This window comes from Halorubrum kocurii JCM 14978, from assembly GCF_000337355.1.
In the GTDB taxonomy this organism is placed as follows: Archaea; Halobacteriota; Halobacteria; order Halobacteriales; family Haloferacaceae; genus Halorubrum; species Halorubrum kocurii.
Window position 1 is genome coordinate 1 of record NZ_AOJH01000047.1, and the last position, 19,063, is coordinate 19,063.

General features: G+C 69.4%; 22 protein-coding genes. 8 read left to right on the forward strand and 14 right to left on the reverse strand.

Going from position 1 to position 19,063, the window contains the following annotated elements; all coding sequences use genetic code 11:
• The 3 genes from C468_RS19180 to C468_RS06715 all read right to left on the reverse strand — a co-directional run.
• Window positions 1–166: ubiquitin-like small modifier protein 1 (locus C468_RS19180; protein WP_008848131.1), on the reverse strand; the 166-nt coding region annotated here is incomplete at its 3' end.
• A 23-nt stretch (window positions 167–189) separates the two neighbouring features.
• A complete protein-coding gene (locus C468_RS06710) occupies window positions 190–1,509 on the reverse strand; it encodes a cation:proton antiporter regulatory subunit (RefSeq protein ID WP_008848132.1) in 1,320 nt (439 codons plus the stop codon).
• Window positions 1,506–2,768, reverse strand: a complete 1,263-nt coding sequence (locus tag C468_RS06715) for a potassium channel family protein (protein WP_008848133.1) — start codon at window positions 2,766–2,768, stop codon at window positions 1,506–1,508. The genes C468_RS06710 and C468_RS06715 overlap by 4 nt, the downstream gene beginning before the upstream one ends.
• Before the next feature lie 132 nt (window positions 2,769–2,900).
• Between C468_RS06715 and C468_RS06720 the strand changes: the two genes are divergently transcribed.
• Window positions 2,901–4,100 carry an NAD-binding protein gene (locus tag C468_RS06720; RefSeq protein ID WP_008848134.1) on the forward strand — a complete coding sequence of 400 codons (1,200 nt, stop codon included), beginning with the start codon at window positions 2,901–2,903 and terminating at the stop codon, window positions 4,098–4,100.
• 27 nt (window positions 4,101–4,127) lie between these two features.
• Here C468_RS06720 and C468_RS06725 read toward each other — a convergent pair whose 3' ends face one another.
• The 6 genes from C468_RS06725 to sdhC form a co-directional block, all read right to left on the reverse strand.
• Complete coding sequence (locus C468_RS06725) at window positions 4,128–4,763, reverse strand: uracil-DNA glycosylase (RefSeq protein WP_008848135.1); 636 nt, start codon at window positions 4,761–4,763, stop codon at window positions 4,128–4,130.
• Between the two features lie 78 nt (window positions 4,764–4,841).
• Entirely contained in the window at window positions 4,842–5,069 is a 228-nt protein-coding gene (locus C468_RS06730; protein ID WP_008848136.1) for a hypothetical protein, read from the reverse strand.
• Window positions 5,070–5,291: 222 nt separating this feature from the next.
• A complete protein-coding gene (locus C468_RS06735; protein ID WP_008848137.1) occupies window positions 5,292–7,121 on the reverse strand; it encodes an FAD-binding protein in 1,830 nt (609 codons plus the stop codon).
• A 52-nt stretch (window positions 7,122–7,173) separates the two neighbouring features.
• Window positions 7,174–8,064: a succinate dehydrogenase/fumarate reductase iron-sulfur subunit gene (locus C468_RS06740; RefSeq protein WP_008848138.1), complete on the reverse strand. Its 891-nt coding sequence runs from the start codon at window positions 8,062–8,064 to the stop codon at window positions 7,174–7,176.
• A 3-nt stretch (window positions 8,065–8,067) separates the two neighbouring features.
• A complete protein-coding gene (locus tag C468_RS06745; protein WP_008848139.1) occupies window positions 8,068–8,442 on the reverse strand; it encodes a succinate dehydrogenase subunit D in 375 nt (124 codons plus the stop codon).
• 1 nt (window position 8,443) lies between these two features.
• Window positions 8,444–8,872 carry a succinate dehydrogenase, cytochrome b556 subunit gene (sdhC, locus tag C468_RS06750; RefSeq protein ID WP_008848140.1) on the reverse strand — a complete coding sequence of 143 codons (429 nt, stop codon included), beginning with the start codon at window positions 8,870–8,872 and terminating at the stop codon, window positions 8,444–8,446.
• A gap of 298 nt (window positions 8,873–9,170) precedes the next feature.
• Between sdhC and C468_RS06755 the strand changes: the two genes are divergently transcribed.
• From C468_RS06755 to C468_RS06770, 4 genes are all read left to right on the forward strand, one after another.
• Window positions 9,171–9,365 (forward strand): cold-shock protein, encoded by a 195-nt coding sequence (locus C468_RS06755; protein WP_004046659.1) that lies wholly within the window; start codon window positions 9,171–9,173, stop codon window positions 9,363–9,365.
• A 135-nt stretch (window positions 9,366–9,500) separates the two neighbouring features.
• Window positions 9,501–10,343 carry a TetR/AcrR family transcriptional regulator gene (locus tag C468_RS06760; RefSeq protein WP_008848141.1) on the forward strand — a complete coding sequence of 281 codons (843 nt, stop codon included), beginning with the start codon at window positions 9,501–9,503 and terminating at the stop codon, window positions 10,341–10,343.
• A gap of 66 nt (window positions 10,344–10,409) precedes the next feature.
• Complete coding sequence (locus tag C468_RS06765; protein WP_008848142.1) at window positions 10,410–11,786, forward strand: MFS transporter; 1,377 nt, start codon at window positions 10,410–10,412, stop codon at window positions 11,784–11,786.
• A gap of 190 nt (window positions 11,787–11,976) precedes the next feature.
• Entirely contained in the window at window positions 11,977–12,453 is a 477-nt protein-coding gene (locus C468_RS06770; protein ID WP_008848143.1) for a 50S ribosomal protein L11, read from the forward strand.
• Window positions 12,454–12,527: 74 nt separating this feature from the next.
• Here the strand turns inward: C468_RS06770 and C468_RS06775 are convergent, their stop codons facing one another.
• Window positions 12,528–13,250 carry a DUF4013 domain-containing protein gene (locus tag C468_RS06775; protein WP_008848144.1) on the reverse strand — a complete coding sequence of 241 codons (723 nt, stop codon included), beginning with the start codon at window positions 13,248–13,250 and terminating at the stop codon, window positions 12,528–12,530.
• A gap of 131 nt (window positions 13,251–13,381) precedes the next feature.
• On the opposite strand from C468_RS06775, the gene C468_RS06780 reads away from it, so the two are divergent.
• Window positions 13,382–13,669 (forward strand): hypothetical protein, encoded by a 288-nt coding sequence (locus C468_RS06780; RefSeq protein ID WP_008848145.1) that lies wholly within the window; start codon window positions 13,382–13,384, stop codon window positions 13,667–13,669.
• Between the two features lie 38 nt (window positions 13,670–13,707).
• Here the strand turns inward: C468_RS06780 and C468_RS06785 are convergent, their stop codons facing one another.
• Both C468_RS06785 and C468_RS06790 read right to left on the reverse strand, forming a co-directional pair.
• Complete coding sequence (locus C468_RS06785) at window positions 13,708–14,157, reverse strand: universal stress protein (protein ID WP_008848146.1); 450 nt, start codon at window positions 14,155–14,157, stop codon at window positions 13,708–13,710.
• Between the two features lie 111 nt (window positions 14,158–14,268).
• Window positions 14,269–16,128, reverse strand: a complete 1,860-nt coding sequence (locus C468_RS06790; RefSeq protein ID WP_008848147.1) for an ATP-binding protein — start codon at window positions 16,126–16,128, stop codon at window positions 14,269–14,271.
• A gap of 102 nt (window positions 16,129–16,230) precedes the next feature.
• Here C468_RS06790 and C468_RS06795 point away from each other — a divergent pair, with 102 nt between their 5' ends.
• On the forward strand, window positions 16,231–16,566 hold the full coding sequence (locus C468_RS06795) for a DUF7113 family protein (protein ID WP_008848148.1): 336 nt from the start codon (window positions 16,231–16,233) through the stop codon (window positions 16,564–16,566).
• A 19-nt stretch (window positions 16,567–16,585) separates the two neighbouring features.
• Here the strand turns inward: C468_RS06795 and C468_RS06800 are convergent, their stop codons facing one another.
• Complete coding sequence (locus tag C468_RS06800) at window positions 16,586–16,804, reverse strand: hypothetical protein (protein WP_008848149.1); 219 nt, start codon at window positions 16,802–16,804, stop codon at window positions 16,586–16,588.
• 242 nt (window positions 16,805–17,046) lie between these two features.
• On the opposite strand from C468_RS06800, the gene C468_RS06805 reads away from it, so the two are divergent.
• On the forward strand, window positions 17,047–17,664 hold the full coding sequence (locus C468_RS06805; RefSeq protein WP_049912119.1) for a hypothetical protein: 618 nt from the start codon (window positions 17,047–17,049) through the stop codon (window positions 17,662–17,664).
• A gap of 27 nt (window positions 17,665–17,691) precedes the next feature.
• Here the strand turns inward: C468_RS06805 and C468_RS06810 are convergent, their stop codons facing one another.
• On the reverse strand, window positions 17,692–19,053 hold the full coding sequence (locus tag C468_RS06810; RefSeq protein WP_449272014.1) for a putative ATP-dependent zinc protease: 1,362 nt from the start codon (window positions 19,051–19,053) through the stop codon (window positions 17,692–17,694).
• Between the last annotated feature and the right edge of the window lie 10 nt (window positions 19,054–19,063).

Here is a 19,063-nt window from a genome sequence, read left to right on the forward strand (position 1 = left end):
CAGAGATGTGTATAAGAGACAGGTCGAGCACTCTGTCTCGGAGGTCCGGGTGAGCCTCTATCAGCGCGTCCAGCGCGTCGCCGACCGTGTCGCCCGGCTCCGCCGCCACGTCGATCTCGCGTCCGCCGGCGATCTCCGCGAGGTCGGCGAACAGCTTCCACTCCATACGCGGATCCCCGCGCGGGCGACTCAAGAGCGTTGCGCCCGGTCGGCGTCGTCGCTGTCGTTGGATGCGTCGCTGTCGTCCGCGTCGGGATCCTCCTCGTCGTCTCCGTCCGAAGGCGTCGATCCCGCCGCCGCGGCCGCCTCGAACCGGCGGATCGCGTCCGGGCGGCCGACGAGGTACACGAGGTCGCCGGCCTCGAACGTGTACGCGCGCCGGGGGATCGGCTGGACGGAGCCCTTCTTCGGGCGGACCGCGGCGACGACGGTACCCGCCTCTCCGACGGTGCTGCCAGCGAGGTCGCTCCCCGCCCCAACGGTGACGGACGCCATCGTCTCGTCCGCGGTGCGCAGCAGGGAGGCGAACTCGCGGTCCGCCTGCGGCTCCGCGGGGAGCGTCACCAGCCGGTACCCGCCCTCCCCGACCAGCCGCTCGGCGTCCGACTCATCGAGCGCGACGGTGACGGCGTCGTCCGCGATCCCACGGAGCTCGCCGGTCGCGACCCGTTTCGGCTCCGGGTCGTCCCGCCACAGCTGGACCGTGTCGCCGGCGGTCGCGTTGTTCGGCGGGTCCGTCGCCACCGCGACCGCCGCCGACCCCGGCGCGAGCGTCGGTCCGAGCCCGGCGGCGCGGGAGCCGACCGCGAAGTACTCGACCGTCCCCTCCGCGTCGAGGTCGACGTCGACGTAGCCGACGCCGTACTCATCTTTGAGCCGGGCGACGAGCCGCTCGCGGAGGTCCTCCTCCGAGAGCTTTCGCGCGAAGAGGAGCGTCGTCTCGGCGAGCTCCTCCTTCTTGTCCGGCGAGACGGGGTCGTATGTGTCCATGTCGCCGATCGCGTCGGCAGACGGGAGCGTCACCGCCGTGAACCGGCCCACCACGCGAACGACGCCGCTCAGCTCGCCTTCGAGCTGCTTGGCGCCGGTGAGCGCGAACACGTCGACCGCGAGCCTGTCGCCCGCGTACCGGCCGATCGGTGCCATCACCGCCGCCACGCCGAGGGAGACGAGGTTGAAGAACACGCTCTCGGGCGCTAACAGCGCCGGGTTGTCGCCGACCGCGACCGCGCCCAGCGAGGTCGTGTTGAGGTACAGCGCGACGACGGCGACCCCGAGCAGGCCCGTCACCCCGTCGGGGATCTCCGTGCGGAAGTACCAGCGGTACGCCAGCGACGCGCTTCCCGCGACGAGCACGGCGAGGACGGCGAACGTGGTGAGGGTGACCGCCGCCTGCCGGGGTCGGGCGAACCCGACGTCGACGGCGGCGACGACGGCAGTGACGGCGGCGGCGTCCGCACCCGCCCCGCCGACCTCCGCGACGACGACCGCGGCGGTCGCGAGCGTCACGCGGCCACCTCCTCGAACCGATCGAGCGCGTCTCGGCTCCCGACGACGAACAGCTCGTCGCCCGCCGAGAGCGGCTGTGACCCGCTCGGCGCGATCGTCCACGACTCGTGACGCGCCGCGAGGACAGCCACGTCGTACGCCTCTCGGACCTCGACCTCGCCGATGGTGTGGCCGTCCAGCGGTCCGCCCGCGACGACCGAGACCCTCCGGAACCGCTTGCCAGTCCGCCGCAACAGCGCCGTGAGCTCGTACTCTCGGCGGGTGCCCCGCGACAGCACCAGCACGCGCCCCCGGTCGGCGCGCAGCAGCGCCGTCGCCTCGGAGCGATCGACGGCGACCGTCACCCGGCCCTCGCCGCCGGTCGTCGTCGGCGCGGTCGCCGCCGGGGGAGCGGCGACGGCCTCCTCTCCGCCGTCAGTCCGGAGGTCGTCGGCGGCGCCCTCGTCGACGGTCGAGTCGGGGATCGGTGCGGCGCCCGCGCCGGGCTCCGCCTTTCCGCTCGACCGGGCCGCGAGCACCGCCCCCTCCACGTCGTGGTCAGGGGTGACCACGCGAACGAGGTCGCCCCGGGCGAGGCCGGTCGGCACGAGCGCCGACAGCGACACCGCGCGCCTCCCGGCCGGGACCCGCTTCGAGAGCGCGCCGGTGGGGGGTGCGGCCGCCACGGTCGCGCGCGCCTGCTCGTCGATGCGGACCGACACGTCGGCAAGATCGAGCTCGGTCCGTAGCCGCTCCCCGAACCGCTCTTCGAGCTCCGCGAGCGGGAGGTGAGCCGGGAACGTCCAGTCGCCGTCGAGGATCGCCCGGCGGGTCTCGGCCGGTAGCGGCGGGTACCCCTCCATGTCGCTCACCTCGCCGGTCACCTCCACGGAGACCCGCCCCCGACCGCCGACGAGCTCGATCACGTCGGTCGAGAGCGTCCGGTCGCGGAGCTGTCTGAGCGAGATCCGCTTGGGGACGCTGGCGCCGAGGCGGTCCCCCTGCGCGTGGGCGTACATCGAGAGCATCAACACCACGACGATCGCCGTGAGGACCGCCGGCGCGCGCTCCGACGACCGGATCGTCTCGTCGTTGAGCGCGAGCAGTCCGCCGTTTATGCCGGCGATCGCGAGCGACAACACGACCACCCCGAGCCCCGGGATCGTCACGTCGGTGACGTACTTGAACACGAACCCGAGGACCCCGGCCACCAGTGCGGGGACGATCCCGGTGATGACGCCGAGGTAGATCCCGAAGACGATCTCGACCGGCAGTGACATACGCCCCTCACTCGGCGGCGGGTTTAAACCTGTGTCGGCGTTGGGAGCGACCCGAAGCGTCTGTCAATCCCTCTCAGGGGCGTCGTCGACGTCGCTCGCGGGGTTTAAGTTCGCCGTCGGCGACCACCTCGCATGGAGTTGACCCGCGATTGGGTGACCGTCAGAGCATCCATTCTCCTGACGTTCGCGGTCGCGGTGCTGTCGATACTCGCCGGGCTCGCCCAGATCGGCGGGCTCGGGGTCGACGGCCCGCTCTCCCCGTACGTGCCCGTGGTCGTCCGACAGACCGTCGGGTTCACCGGGACGATCACGGGGTTCGCGATGTTCGGAAGCGGCTTCGCGCTGCGGAACGGCTACCGCGTCGGCTGGTACTCCACGGCGATACTGCTCCCGCTAACCGCCCTCCAAGGCCTGATGCAGGCCTCGGTGTTGTCGTTCCCGTTGGTGGCGCTGTCGTTCGTGTCGATGCCCGCGCTGGCGTACAACCGCGGGCGGTTCGACAGGAACTTCTCGCCGTCGCCGACCCAACTCGCGGCGGGCGCCGCGCTCGTGACCGCGGTCTCGTACGGGACGGTCGGGACGTACGCGCTCCGCGACCGGTTCAACGGGGTCGAGACCATCGTCGACGCGTTCTACTTCACCGTCGTCACCGCCTCCACGGTCGGCTACGGGGACGTGACCCCGGAGACCGGTTCGGCCGCCGACATCGCGCAGCTGTTCGTGCTCTCCTCGCTCGTCATGAACGTCGCCGCGTTCGCGGTGGCGCTCGGTGTCCTCCTCACCCCGGCCATCGAGGCGCAGCTCTCCAAGGCACTCGGAAAAATGACCGACAGACAGATAGACCTCCTCGACGACCACGTCCTCGTGCTCGGCTACGGGGACCTGACGGAACCGATTCTCGAAGAGCTCGACGCCCGGGACGGCACCGAGTACGCCGTCGTGACGACCGACCAGACCGCCGCCCAGCGGCTCTCCGACCACGAGGTGCCGGTGCTCGTCGCCGATCCCAGCGACGTCGAGCCGCTCGAACGAGTCAACCTCGAGGGCGCCCGCGCGGTCGTCGTCGCGACCGAGGACGACGCGCGCGACGCGCTCGCAATCCTCACCGCCAGACAGCTCAACCCCGACGTGCGCATCGTCGCCGCGGTGACTCAGCGGGAGAACATCAACAAGCTCCGTCGGGCCGGCGCAGACCAGGTCATCTCGCCCACGACGCTCGGCGGTCACATCCTCATCGACTGCGCGTTCGGCGCGGACAGCGGCGACGCGACGACCAACCTCCTCGGCGACGCCATCGACGACGTGGAGGACCTCGACGACCCGGCCGACTGAGAGCGAGTCCCGTTCTCCGTCGTCGCTTCAGCGGCTCTGACGCCCCTTCGTCTGCCGGTAGTCCCGACTCAACACGTTCTCGCGCATGTGTTCCCGGAACGCGTCGGCCTCGGCGTCCGTCATCTCAGTCGGATCTTTCATCGGTACCAGCTCGAAGCCGCGACCGCGGATCGTCGTCGCGTGCTCGGCGTCGAGGTCGAAGGAGTCCGGCCGCCGGGTGGTGTACTCGATCGCGAGCTCGCGGAGCGGTCGCTCGCCCACGGGTACGATGATCTGCGGGTTTATCATCCGGATCTCGGCGTTGAGGAACGGCTCGCACGTCTCGACCTCGCGATCGGTCGGCTCGCGGTCGGGGTGCCGACAGCGCGTCAGGTTCGTGAAAAAGACGTTCTGCACGTCGGGCTCCGTCGCGTCCGGCGCCGACCGGACGAACCCGAGGTCGGCGAAGATCGACTGCACCCGCTCGCCGGCGCCCGCGCCGGTGAAGGGGACGCCGTTGGCCTCGGCGGCCGCGCTCGGTCGGGTGCCGACCACGAGGAACTCGCCGCCCACGTCGCCGTAGCCGTGAACGACGCGGTCGCGGGGGCCGCACAGCTCGGGACAGTTCTCACACTCCGTATCCATCCCGAACGGGTTTCGAAACTCTGTCTGGTTCGCGTCCACGGCCTCACTGCGTTCCGCGGGCTGGTAAACGCTCCGCTGACCGGGTCGGGGAGCGTCGAGAACGGACCGGTGAGACCGTCAGTTCAGCGCGTAGGTGTCGCCGTCGCAGTCGACCATGTCCTCCTTCCGGAGGGTCTTCAGGATGCTGTACAGCGAGAGCTTCTTCATCCCCAGCGAGTCGCCCATCTCCGAGACGGTCGCGTCGCCGTTCGTCGTCAGGTACAGGTACACGAGCTTCGCGCGGGGAGACTGCAGCTCCGGCGGCAGTGCCGGCGCCGCGGTGCGTGCGGTCTCTGTCTCTAACATCTTGTCTGAGACATAGAGTTCGACGATAATAAACCCCCCATTCAACGATCGTCGAAATCACTCGAACAGCCGGTAGCGGGGCGAACACGCCCGATACGCGTCAACTATTGGGTCGAATCGGTGAGCCCACCGCCGCCGTCCCCGGCCGATCCGCATCGGCTTTCGACCGACGACGGATAGGAAATCGTGAACGATCCGGATCGATCGTCGGCGACTCGCCGCTTAGTACGACCGGCTCTTCGGCTCGTACGTCTTGTCTTCGCCTTCGAGGATCGTCGGCTTGTACCACAGTTCGGGCTCGCCGTCGTTCCAGGAGACGAGCGTGTGTTTCAGCCACTCCCCGTCTTTCCGCTCCTGGTGCTCCTTCCGCCAGTGGGCGCCGCGGAACTCCTTGCGCGCGAGCGCGCCCATCGTGAGCGCCTCCGCGATGTCGAGGATGTTCCGGGTCTCCATCGTGTGGATGAGGTCGGTGTTGAACGTCCGGGACGGGTCCGAGACGGCCACGTCCTTGTACGCCTCTCGCGCCTCGCGGAGGTCGCCGAGCGTCTCCTCGAGCCGGCCCTCCTCGCGGAACACATTGACGTTATCGGTCATCGTCTGCTGGACCCTCGAGCGGATCTCCGCGTGGTTCCGGCCCTTCCGCGAGAGCAGTTCCTCGACGCGGGCCTTCGCGCGCTCGACCTCGGCTTCGAGCACCCCGTCGGGGTCCGTCGCCACCGCGCCGCCGTCGGCCGCCGCGGGGCCCTGTCCGCCGGCCTCGCCGACCTCGACCTCGAACTCGTAGTCGGCGGGCTCCCAGTCTCCCGCTTTACCGGTCGTGATCTCCGCTTCGCCCATCTCCTCGCCGGCCGCGTGGCGCCCGGCGCGCTTGCCGAAGACAATGAGCTCCGGAAGCGCGTTGCCGCCGAGGCGGTTCGCCCCGTGGACCGACGCGCAGGCACACTCGCCGGCCGCGTAGAGACCGCCGATGGCGGTCTCGCCGAACTCGTTCGTCTCGATGCCGCCCATGGCGTAATGTTGGCCGGGCTTGACCGGCATCGGTTCGGTGAGCCCGTCGGCGCCCTCGAAGTCCTCCGCGAGGTGGAGGATGTTCTCAAGCCGGTCGAGGATGCGCTCCTCGCCGAGGTGACGCATGTCGAGGTGGACGTACTCGTCCTCGATGCCGCGCCCCTCGTTGACCTCGGTCAGCTCGGCCCGGGAGACCACGTCGCGGGAGGCGAGCTCGCCGTCGTTGTTCGCGTAGCCGTGCTCGAACATGAAGCGCTCTCCCTCCTTGTTGTAGAGGATACCCCCCTCGCCGCGGACCCCCTCGGAGATGAGCACGCCCGTCGACGGCAGCGTCGTCGGGTGGAACTGGATGAACTCCATGTCCTCCATCGGGACGCCGGCGCGGTACGCCATCGCGACGCCGTCGCCGGTGTTCGCGACCGCGTTCGTGGTGTGATCGAACACCTGTCCCATCCCGCCGGTCGCGAGAATGACGCCGTTCTCGGCGCGGAAGCCGCTTATCTCGCCGCTCTGAATGTCGTAGGCGACGACGCCGTGACAGGTCCGGTCGGCGGGGTCCTCCTCGTCGGTGACGGCGAGCTCCATCACGTGCCACTCGTCGTACACCGTGATTCCGCGTTTGACCACCTGCTCGTACATCGTGTGGAGCATCTGGTGGCCGGTCTCCGCGCCGGCGTACGTGGTGCGCGGGAACGACAGCCCGCCGAACGGCCGCTGAGAGACGCGCCCGTCGTCCTCGCGGGAGAACGGCATCCCCCAGTGTTCGAGCTGGATGACCTCTTCCGGGCTCTCCTGACAGAGGGCCTCGACCGCCGGGGCGTCCCCGAGGTAGTCGGAGCCCTTCATCGTGTCGTAGGCGTGGTCCTGCCACGAGTCGGCGTCGCGAAGCGCCGCGTTGATCCCGCCCTCGGCCGCGCCCGTGTGCGATCGGACCGGGTGGAGCTTCGAGACGATGGCCACGTCGGCCCCCGCTTCCTGTGCCGCGATCGCCGCCCGGAGTCCCGCCCCCCCGGCGCCGACAACGATAACGTCGTGTTCGTGCATTGTTGTATGGTATCTCGTTAGGTTCGAAGTAACTTGAGCGTGTCCACCGTGCTCACCAGAACTTCAGGTTGTTCTTGACTGCCTCGCGTTTCAGCTCCTGGATGTGCTCGGTGAGCGGGATGTCCTTCGGACACACCTCCGTACAGGAGAACTGCGTCTGACACCGCCAGACGCCGTGTTCCTGCTCGATGATCTCCAGTCGCTTCTGTTTCATGTCCTCGCCCTCGCGCTCGTCCATCGCGAACCGGTAGGCCTTGTTGATCGCGGCGGGGCCGAGGTACTCGTTGTCGCCGGCGGCGATGTTACACGAGGACATACACGCACTACACCAGATACACCGAGTCGACATCTTGATCTTCTCGCGGTTCTCCCGCGTCTGGCGCTGCTCCTCCAGTTCGCCGTCGGGGTACTCGTTCGTCTGGAAGTACGGCTCGACGGCCTCCATCTGGTCGTAGAAGTGCTCTAAGTCGACGACGAGGTCCTTCCGCACCTCGGCGTGGGGAAGCGGCTCCACCCGAATCGGCTCTTCGAGGTCCGAGATCTGGGTCTTACACGCCAGCTTCTGGCCGCCGTTGACGAACATCGCGTCGGACCCGCAGACCGCCTGTCTGCAGGAGTGCCGGAACGTGAGCGAGGAGTCGTACGTGTCCCGCGAGTACATCAGCGCGTCCAGGACGGTCATCCCCTTCGTGAACGGGACGTGGAACGTGTCGAACCGCGGCTCCTGTTTCCCCTCGATCTCGGGGTCGTATCGGAACACCTTCAGCTCGACCGTCTCCTCGTCGGCGGCGGCTTTCTCAGCCTCCTCCGCCTGACGGCGCGCGCGATCCTCGGCGGCGCGCCGTCGCTTCTCGTCTCGACGCTCGTCGCCTTTCGAAGGCGCCTCCGCCTCGGCGTCGGTGTCGCTCGATTCGTCCGTCTGTTTCGGTATCTGCGTACTCATAGTTCAGAGAAGCGGGAAACCGCCCGCCCATGCGTTTGCCGTCCGAATCCCCTGGAACAGCAGCACGACGCTCGCGGCCACGAGCGACCACTTGACGACCGTGCGCTTGGTCCCGGTCAGCCCCTGGTTGACGAGCGCGTTGTACACGCCGTTGACCCCGTGGAACGTCGCGGTCACGAGGAACAGTACCATCAGCGAGTAGTAGCTCAGCTGCTCCATCCGCGCCGAGCTGGCCGCGAGCGTGACCTCGTCGGCGTGGTGGACGAAGTGAAGCAGGAAGAAGTGGAACGCCAGCACGACAAGCAGGAACGCCGCCGTGACGCGCTGGAGCAGCCACATCCGCCCGCCAGACTCGAACGAGGAGTAGCGCTCCGCCATGTCAGAACGCCCCCGCGATGAACGTCGGAACCGACGCGACGGTGATCGCTCCGGTCAAGATGAGCGACGCGTAGAAGCTCTTGTCTTGTGCCTCCAGTCCGACCCCGAGGTCGACGAGGAGGAGCCGGGTGCCGTTGAGCATGTGGAACACGGCGACTGCGAGCAGGCCGACCTCAAGGATACGCACTAAAAGCAGCCCTTCGAGGCTGACGATCGTTCCCGTGAACACGTCCGTCTGTGACCCCTGGAACATCATCGTCGCGCCGTCGGCTGCCGGGATCGCGGTACTCAACACGGCGATGTGAGTGAACAGGTAGCCGATGAGCACCCACCCCGTGAACTTATGAAAGATCCAGGCCCACATCCCCGCCTCGAACTCCCGCCAGCGGCTGAAGTCCTCGATGAGGCCTCGATTGTACGACTGACTCATACCTAACGGTTCCGCACCGGGGTCGTATAGTAGTTACTAACGTGGCGGAGTCTTCGGGGTATCGACGAGCGGCGTCGCCGGCCTCGTGTTGCGAATCTGTCACCGGCTCGGTGCGCTCGGGGGGCACCCGAATGGGAGCCGCGAGAGCCGCGGTTTGCGGGGGGATAATCACGTGTGGCGGGCACGGTCGATCGCGGGTCGCGGGCACGGCTCCTAGCGGCCTGTCCGTGGGGCGGGTTCGCACGCCCGAACCGCTCGCGGAAGCCTTTTATGTGCTCCACTCCCCGGTACGAGTGCAATGGCGAAAGGCGAAGTTGACTTCTTCAACGACACTGGCGGCTACGGATTTATCGAGACTGACGACGCGGACGAGGACGTGTTCTTCCACATGGAGGACGTCGGCGGCCCGGACCTGGAAGAGGGTCAGGAAGTCGAGTTCGACATCGAGGAAGCGGACAAGGGTCCGCGCGCGACGAACGTCACCCGCCTGTAACTCCGGCGACGACGTTCTCAGGTGTATCGGCTTTTCGACTGTCCTACGCTCCTGAGCGACTGCTCCGTCCGCTATCGCGACCGAAACGTCACCGACCGACAGGGATTTACCGATTGCTGACTGACCGGTCAGTCAATGAGCGACGAGCCGAGCGCGGCGGACGAGATCATGGACGGGGTCTACCGCGCGCTCCGCGCACACGGCTACGCCGACGCGACGATGCAAGACATCGCCGACGAGTGTTCGAAGAGCAAGTCGCTGCTCCACTACCACTACGACACGAAGGAGGACCTGCTCGTCGCCTTCCTCGATCACGTCATCAGCGACTCGGAGCGTCGGATCGCGGCCCACGCCGACGACCCGCCGGCGGAGCGGCTCGCGGGGTTCATCGGGTGGTTCGTCTTCGAGCGACAGGCGGTCGACCGGGAGGCGTTCCACATCGCCCTCCTCGAGCTCCGCACGCAGGGGCCGTTCAACGAGCCGATCCGCGAACAGCTCGTCCGGAGCGACCGGCTGCTCCGCGGGACAGTCGTCGACATTCTCGAATCCGGCATCGAGGCGGGGGTCTTCCGCGACGTCGACGTCGAGGAGACGGCCGCCCTCTTGGTGGCGACGCTGGACGGCGCGCGGACGCGACAGATAACCTTGAGCGGGGGGGCCGACGACGCCGCCGACGGCGAGGGGTTCGGCCGCGACCGGTCCGACGACTCTTCGCCCGACGACTCTTCGCCCGACGACTCCTCGCCCGACGACTCCTCGCCCGACGACTCCTCGCCCGACGACTCCCCGTCCGGAACGTTCGACGCCGCCGACCGTCCCGAGCCGACGTATACGCGAGCGGTCGCGGAGGCGACCCTCCGCCGGATCGTCGACCCGCTGCTCGCCGAGGGCGTGGAGCTCCCCTCGCTCGAAGTGGGGATCGCTGAGATGGCGCCGGAGGGCGGGGGGCGGACCGAGAACGGGGACGCGGACGAATGATCGGCGGCCCGGGCCGGAACGGCGTCGACCGCGTCCCCCGCCGCCCGACGAGGCGGGGTGGCTGAGGTGGGGCTGCTCGGGTTCGATCGGCCGCCGACCGTGCTGCTCGCGGTGATCGCCAGCACCTTCTTCGTCGGCTTCGGCGGCGGGGTCGTCTTCCCGATCCTCCCAAACCTCGGCGCGGTCCTCGGCATCTCGGCGTTCATGGTCGGGGTGATCCTCTCGGCGAACCGGTGGGTGCGGCTCGTCGCGAACGCGCCGGCCGGCGCCTTGGTCGACCGGTACGGAACGCGCACCCCGTTTGTCGTCGGGCTGCTCGTGGAGGGCGTCGCCACCCTCGGGTACGTCGTCGCGCTCGCGATGCCGCCCGCCGAGTCGCTCCGTCCCCTCGCCGCCTCCCTGCCGACGGTCGCGGCGGGGCCGGTGACGCTCGGCGCGGAGCAGTGGTTCGCTCCGATCGGGGTCGCCGTCGCGCCCGAGACGTGGTTTCTGCTCGCGCGGGTCCTCTGGGGGCTCGGGTCCGCCGCGGTGTTCGCGACCGCCTACACCATCGCCGCCGACCTCTCCGACAGCGGTTCGCGGGGGACGAACATGGGCGTCGTCCGCGGCGGGATCACGATGGGGTTCCCGGCCGGCCTGGTGCTCGGCGGAATCGTCTCCGCGCTCGCGGGCAACATCGCCGCCTTCGCCGTCGCGGCCGCCTTCGCCCTGACCGCCAGCGTCGTCGCCTACCGCTACGTCCCGGAGACCCACGTCACGGGCGACCGGTCGGGCGACGCGATCAATCCGTGGGACGTGGACACCGCCGTCCCCGCCGTGACGGTCGGGCTGGTCAACTTCGGGCTGATGTTCGCGTACATCGGCGCGCTGTTCTCCACGCTCGTGCTTTTTCTCGGGGCGAACGACATCTCACTCTTCGGGCTCGCCCCGCAGGGGACCTCCGGGCTGTTCATGGCCGGCACCGTCCTCTCGGCGTCCTTCTTCATGCTCGTCGGCGGTCGGATATCGGACACTCGAGACTCGCGGACGCCGATACTGCTGACGTTCCTCGTGGTGTCGTTCGTCGGGTTCCTGCTGCTCGCGCGGGCCGGGTCGGTGGTCTCGCTCGGGCTCGCCTGCGTCTTCATCGGCGCCGGGCAGGGCGGGACGAGCGGTCCGATGATGGCCCTCCTCGCGGACCTGACCCCCGACGAGCGGATGGGCCGGGCGTCGGGGACGAACAACGTCCTCGGCGACGTGGGCGGCGGCCTCGGGCCCATGGTGTCGCTCCCGCTGATCGAGGCGGTCGGGTTCGCGCCCATCTACGCCGCCTGCGCGGTCCTCCCGCTCGCCGCGGGAGTCGCGCTGCTGCTCGGCGTCCGCCGCGAGACCGGGACGTTCCTCCCCGGGCGCACGGCTCGCGAAGCGGTTCCGGGAGACGGGTCGCCGCCCGCGGAGCCGTGATCCGCATCGGGTCGCCGGCGATTCGGTGGCGGTCACCGCGCGGGAGCGCTTATAAGCGATCTCCGCGTCCGGAGTGTCCCCCCAAACGACGTAACGGCCGCACCACGGCCGATCACAGTGGTGTGCGAACCGCTGGCTCCCGCTGCTCGAAAGAACAACCGTTAAAAGTCGCCACCGGGTTCGTACGGATATGGCTGGAACTATCGAAGCGCTCGTCCCCGGCGGGCAGGCCACCCCAGGCCCGCCGCTCGGTCCCGAGCTCGGACCGACGCCGGTGGACGTTCAGGACGTCGTGTCGCAGATCAACGACGAGACCGCCGCGTTCGACGGCATGGAAGTGCCCGTCACCGTCGAGTACGACGACGACGGCTCCTTCACGATCGAGGTCGGCGTCCCCCCGACGGCCGAACTGATCAAAGACGAGGCCGGCTTCGAGACCGGCTCCGGCGAGCCTCAGAAGGACTTCGTCGCGGACATGTCCATCGAACAGGTGAAGAAGGTCGCCGAGCAGAAGTCGAGCGACCTGCTCGCGTACGACGTGAAAAACGCCGCCAAGGAAGTCGGCGGCACCTGCGCCTCCCTCGGCGTCACCATCGAGGGCGAGGACGCCCGGACGTTCGACGACCGCGTCGACGCCGGCGACTACGACGACGTCCTCGACGAGTAACCCTCGCCCGCGGCTTTTTCAGGCGGTCTGTTCCGTTCCCACTGAACACCGGCGAGTCTCGACCGTCCGCCGACTCACACGGCGGGCCGATTCGCGGTGTCGGGTTCCGTCGCGTCGGTCGCGACCGGCCGCACGTCGGTCCACGTCCAGCCGATGATCGCGGCGGCCGCGACGATCGCGTAGAACTGGACGAACACCCCGGCGATCGTGCCGAGGACCGGGACGACGGAGAGCACGCCGATCGCCAACGAGCCGGCGAGCGCCACCGCGATTGCGGTGAGCCACCCGACGGCGTACGCCCGCTTCGAGACGACGCCCCAGAGCGCGCCGAGCGCGAAGCCGTCGCCGACGCGCCCGGACTCCGCGACCGCGGCCAGCGCCGCCGGCGTCACGTAGACGCCGGCGACCGAGACGGCCAGCGCGGCGACGACGAGCAGCAGCGCCAACAGCCCGCCGACCAGCCCGCCGAGGATGCCGCCGGCGCCGTCACCGGAGCCGAGAACGGCCGCGCCGACGCCGAAGACGGCGGCGACCGCCAGGATCGCGAGCGGCAGCAGCGAATACACGAACGTGACGGCGAACGCCTTCGCTCCCTCGACGAGGAGGTCGCCCCACTCCTCGAAGACCGGCGGTTCGTCGTCGCCGTCGGCCGTCTGCCGGAGAACCCGTGCGAGATATCCGAGCACGAGGAACGAGGGAATCAGGAGCGGACTCGCGAGCAGCAGTACGCCGCCGATCGCGACCGTCACGATGGCGTCGTCGCTGTCGCGGAGGTAGTTTAGGGATTCTGACAACATGCGTGATCCCCTGTGTGAACGCGCTGTGAGGACTTAACACCCTACGGTGGTTTCGACCGGTGAGGCGCGGTCGCCCGTCTCGGCCGCCTTCGGACGGCGGTTTTATTCCCGAATCGCGCGCATGTCCCGGTATGCCCGACCTCAATCCGATCGCCAAGCGCATCCACAACGTTCAACCGCGGCCCGTCCGGCTCACCCTCGACGACGGCGAGACCGGGGTCTACGAGTTCTCCTCGACGGAGTTCTTCCAGCGGGAGTTCCGCGGCGAAGGGGTCCGGACGGACGCCGACGGCGACGCGGCGTTCCGCCTGATCACCGACGACGACTACGAGTCCGTGTTACTCGGGCGCTCCGGTCCGGACGAGAACGGGTGGACGGTCGTCGGCGAGGTGACCGAGGCGGAGCAGGCTGAAGACTGATCCACGTCGCCGCCGGCGCCCCGTTTTAAATACATACCTCACCGAACGACCGTCACGGGCACCTCGGCCCGGCGGACCACGCCCTCCGCGACGCTCCCGAGCAGGACCCGGGAGAGCCCGGTCCGCCCCTGACTCGCCAGCACGACGTGGTCGAACGGCTCGGCGGGATCGTCCTCGCCGACCGGCTTCTCGCCGCCCGCCACGCCGAGAATCGTCGCCGTCGGCCGCCCCACCTCGAGTCTCGTCTCGACCTCGCGGTCGACCGTCGCGGCCGCCTCGCTCAGGACCCGCTCGCCGCGCTGCTTGGCGCTGTCGTACCACTGGTCCGCGGCGCCCGGGAACCCGCCCTCCGCGCCGGTCGCCGAGTCGGCGGGGTTGATCACGTGCAGGGCCGTCAGCTCGGCGTCGGGCCACTCCGTCGCCGCGAACTGAAGCGCCTCGGCCGCCTCCGCCGACCCGTCGATCGCAACGAGGATCCGTTTGCCCATAGGCCAGTTTCTCAGTCTCGAGGTAAAAAGGCCGGCGGCGGCTCCGACTCGGCGGCAATCCGGTCGCGATCGAGCTCGCACCGATCCCGACCGGCGCGCGCGCCCGTCCGCTCACTCCCCGTGGCGAGTCACGCACTCCGAGAGCCCGATCAGCTCGACGGGCTCGGAGTTGTCCGGGGAGTAGACCACCATCTGCCCCTTCTCCATGTACGGGACCTTCCCGGCGAGGTTCGCGGGGATGTTGACGCTGGAGATCGCGTCCTCGTCGCCGAGGTTCAAGACGATCTTCGTGTTCACCTGTTTAAATACCGACTCGGCAACGTCCTGCGGGTCCTGCGTGATCAGGAAGAGGCCGAGCCGCTCCTTCCTGCCCTGCTTCGCGGCCTCGGTGAACTTCTGGACGACCTTGCGGGCCTGCACCGTGTCGGCGTCCGCGAGGAAGTTGTGCGCCTCGTCCATCCCGATGAGCAGCGGCGTCTCCTCGATCCGGTCGCTGTCGGGGTCGTTCGAGAGCTTGTCGTCGACGAGCAGGCCCGCGACCGCGAGCACGACGATCTCCTTCTGCCGAGACGTGGGGAGGTGGTACGTCGGGATCACGGAGAGCCCGCCGGGCCGGACGAGGGTGTGGTCCAGCTCCGTGATCGGCTTCGCGTCCTGGTCGAAGACACCGCCGGGCACGCCGCGGACCCGCCGTTTGACGGCGTCGAACGTCGCCTCGTGGACCCGACCGCTCTCGTCGAGCTCCTCTTTGAGCGCCGGGTCGTCGAGGTACGAGAGGAACTGGCTGTAGGTCCCGTCGTCGCCGTAGTCACGGAAGAAGCGGTTGAGCAGGGTCAACAGGGCGGGATACTGGTTCTCGTTGAGCCCGGAGCCGGCGACGAGCCACGGCATGTCCCGCGCCAGCGAGAAGGGGATCGTGAACTCGACGCGCTCGGCGCGGTGGCCCTCGCCCGGATACGTCGCGTTCGCGGCCCGCGGCACCAGCGCGACGGTGTCGTCGTGGCCGCCGTGCGCGATCCCCTCGCGGTCCAGCCGGCGCGCGAAGTCGGCGCCGAGGTCGGGGTTGTCGTCGTGCATCTGCGCGTACTCGTCCTGCGGGTCGAACTGGACGACCGCCATCCGCGACTCCCGGCCGTCGCCGGTCGGGTACGTGCGGTCCGAGTCGAGGTACTGCCGGAGGACGTTCTTGGAGGCGTGGGTCTTCCCCGACCCGGTCCCGCCGGCGACGAGGGTGTGGCGGAACGCGAGCGGGTCGCCGTCCGCGTAGTCGTCCTTCACCCGGTAGTCGACCGTGGGCGGCTCGGCCGCCGTCCGGACCTTCTCGCCGCCGACGGAGAGGTGGCCGAGGAAGACGCCGTCCTCGGGGATCTTCAGCCCGGTCTTGATCTCGGCGTCGTCGGAGGCCTCTTCGACGACCGCGCCCGGCTTCGGGACCCGGTCGGTCATCCGTCGTTTCATGTCGTCGCCGGAGCCGTAGACGACGGACATCGGCTCCAGTTCGGCCATGAACTTGTAGTCGCGCTCGGCGAAGTCGTCGCGGCGCATCTGCCGGCGGGCGTGGATCTCGGTGGCGTCGTCCGACCGGAACTCCTGTGCGTACTCCAACCCCGTGATCCGACAGAACAGCCGCTCACCGTCCGGATACGGGATCAGGAGGTACTTGCCGAGCCGGACCGACTCGCGGTTCCCGGTCGTGACGAACGCCCGCAGCGTCGTCTCGTCCTCCTCCTCGGCGACTCGGAGCCCCTGCGAGACGGAGACGACGCCGAGCCCGGCGTCCTCGCCCGCCGGTTCCACGTCGTACGCGGCGAACCCGCCGCCGGCCGCGCCCCCGTCCGACGACGCGGTATCGCCGCTCTCACTGTCACCGCGTTCGGCGTCACCGCGCCCGGCGGCCGGGGGGTCGGCGGCGTCGGTATCGCCGCCGTCGCCCTCGTCGCCGCCGAACTCGGTGAAGTCCTCCAGCGTCATGGCAGATCCACCGCCTCCCACGCCGAAAGCGTTTCCCCCTCGTCGCCCGGTTTCGGGACGTTCTCACGGGCCCCTTTTGAGTCTCCGGACCGTACCGAGGGCATGATACTCGTTCGCGGCAGCGGCGGCGGGACGGAGCTCACCGGAACGGTGTTCGAGCGCGGTGAGGAGCCGCCCGGTTATAAGGGCGCCCCCGACGAGGACGCCCCTTACGTCTGGGTGTGCGACTCCTTCTACGAGGTCGAGAGCGGCGGGTCGTCCCTCCTCGTCGACGACGAGGAGATCCGGGTCGCCTTCGAGGAGCCGATGCCCCGCGGGTTCGACACCCGCGATCAGGCGCTGACCGCGGCGAAAGAGCACGTCAGAACCCAGTTCGCCCGGATCGGCGTCGACTCCGCCGCCGTCGAGATCGAGGTGACGAAGGAGGATCCGGCCTGAGCGCGCCCGGGGCGGCGCGCTACGCCTCGTCGTCCCTCGTGTCCTCGTCGTCCTCGCCATCGGCGTCGCACACCCCGAGCGGGAGGCTCTCGGTGCGCGCGGCGTCGGCGTCGAGCCCCTCGTAGGCGTCGTCGATGAGCCGGGCCAGTTGCGTCTCGGGGCTCACGCCGCGGGCGGCCGCGAGCGCCGCGAGCCGGTCGTACTGCTCGTCCGGCACGGACACCGTCCCCTCGTTCATACGCGCCGGTCCGACCCGGAAGTACAAAAGCGTTGTTCGGAATCCGACGCTACCCCGGGCGCTCGGCGCGATCTTCCCCGGTCGGCGCTGACCCGCTCTCCCCGGGCAGCCCCCGCTCCTCGAACCGATCGGACAGGGCGTTCATCACCGACGTCAGTACGCGTATGGGCGCCCCGGGGTCCCGGCGTTCAAACGCGTTCCGACGGCGCGCTTATTGGACCGCGCCGTCAAGGATGACCCGGATGTCCGACCGACCCTCCAACGGCGGCCGCGAAGCGGAGCCTTCGGCCGCGGTCGACGACGTGTCCGTCGACGGGGCGCCGGCCGAGAGCGCCGACGGGGCGCCGAGCGACGTCGACGACGATGGCGCCGCCGAGGTCGACGATGAGGTGCGGCGCCGCCTCAGAGAGGCGTACCTCAACGACGCCGAACGCGAACTCGTCGTGACCGGGGTGCGGTCGGCGGGCGACGAGGTCGTCGTGGAGTTCCGGACCCCGCACGGCGACGCGACCCACGCGGAGCGGTTCCCCGCCCCGCGGAACGGCTCGCTGACGGAATCGGACGCGTTCCTCGCGTTCCTCGAAACGGTCGGGGTCTCGCCGCTCGACGTCGACGAGCTCGTCGGGGCGCGAGTACCGGCGACGTACGACGGCGACGGGTGGCGGCTCGACGAGTCGTATCTCCCCGGTCCGTCCGAGGGAGCGGTCGACGGCGACGCGGGGAGCGTCGGTCCTCACCCGGCAGCGGCGTTGGCGCGGTCGAGAGAGTGGATCTGGACCTACCGCTACTGGCTGTTCGCGGCGGTGCTGATCGGCGGAGAGCTGCTGTTCGTGGCGCTCGTCATCGTTCTGTTCGGCTGAGTCCCCCCGTCGGGCGACGGGCGTGCGTTACTCCTCCTCTTCGAGGATCTCGCCCGCCTCGTCGCGCTCCGCCTCGTCGGTGTCGGCGCGCCGCCGGACGTCGACGCGGTAGTCGGTGAGGATGTCGCGGCCGAGGAGGAGGGGGTACTCCATGTGGCCGCGGTCCTCGACGCTGGCGGTGACTGTGTGCTGGTTCCCGCCGATGCCGATCACGAGGTCGACGACGGGGCGGGCCTTCCCGCCCTTCACGCTCCCCGATTTCACGCGAGTCATGCTCTTTATTGGTCCGGCGCCAATCTCGGCGGCGAGCTGGGTATCGATGCTGGTCCGCGTCGCGCCCGTGTCCGACTTCGCGAGCGCCTGCGTGGAGCCGGAGGTGCCGGTGACGACGACCTCCTCGATATAGCCGATGTCGGGCTGCTCGGTCGAGGCCGGCTTCGGCGCGGGCGCACACGAGGGCCGCGAGTCGTCAAGGGTGGCCGCGATGCGCTCGACGGCGTCGTCGTCGACCTCGCCGCCGACCGTCTCGATCGCGAGTCGCGCGATGTGCGGGGCGGGGCTCGTGCCGGTCGCCTCGAACAGCCCTTTAAATCCGGCCGTCGGGTTCACCTCCAGCACGTACCAGCCGTCGTACCCCTCGACGAGGTCCACGCCGGCGTAGTCCAGGTCCATCACGTCGGCCGCGTACAGCGCGGTCTCGGCCGCCTCTTCGGGCATGTCGTCGGTGGCGTCCTCGACCGCGCCGCCGAGCGCGACGTTCGTCCGCCAGTCGCCTTCGGGCGCGTAGCGGTACATCGAGCCGACGATCTCGTCGCCGACGATGTACACGCGCAGGTCGCGGTGCTTCTCGTCGTCGCGGTCGATGAGCCGCTGGAGGAACGCCTGTCGGTTCCCGACCTTCGGGTTCACCCGCTCGGTGAGGTCGACCTTCCACGTCCCGCCGCCGTGGGTGCCGATCGCTGTCTTATAAACGCCGACCTCGCCGAAGCGCTCGCGCCCCTCGTTGAGCCGGTCGTTCGAGAGCGCGAGCAGCGCGTCGGGCACGCGGATGTTCCAGTCCGCGAGCGTCGCCGCCGTCGCGAACTTGTGGATCGACGCGAGCACGGCGTCGGGCTCGTTCAGCATCGGCCGGATCCGCTCGAACGTGGTCGCCAGCCCGAGCAGCTCCGCGGGCTGGTCCGTGTTCGAGAGCAGCAGCCGGTTCGCGATCACGTCGACTGGCGGCTCGACCGACACGTCGCCGTCCTCGACGCTGATGGCCGCGTTCTCCTCGCGGAGCCACACCGGCTCATGGCCTAGGTCCTCGACCGCGTTGCAGATCGCCTTCGTCTCCTTGCTGTTGTGCAGCGACAGCACTCCCACCCGTACCGAGTCCGAACTCATGCCCACAACTGCGTGG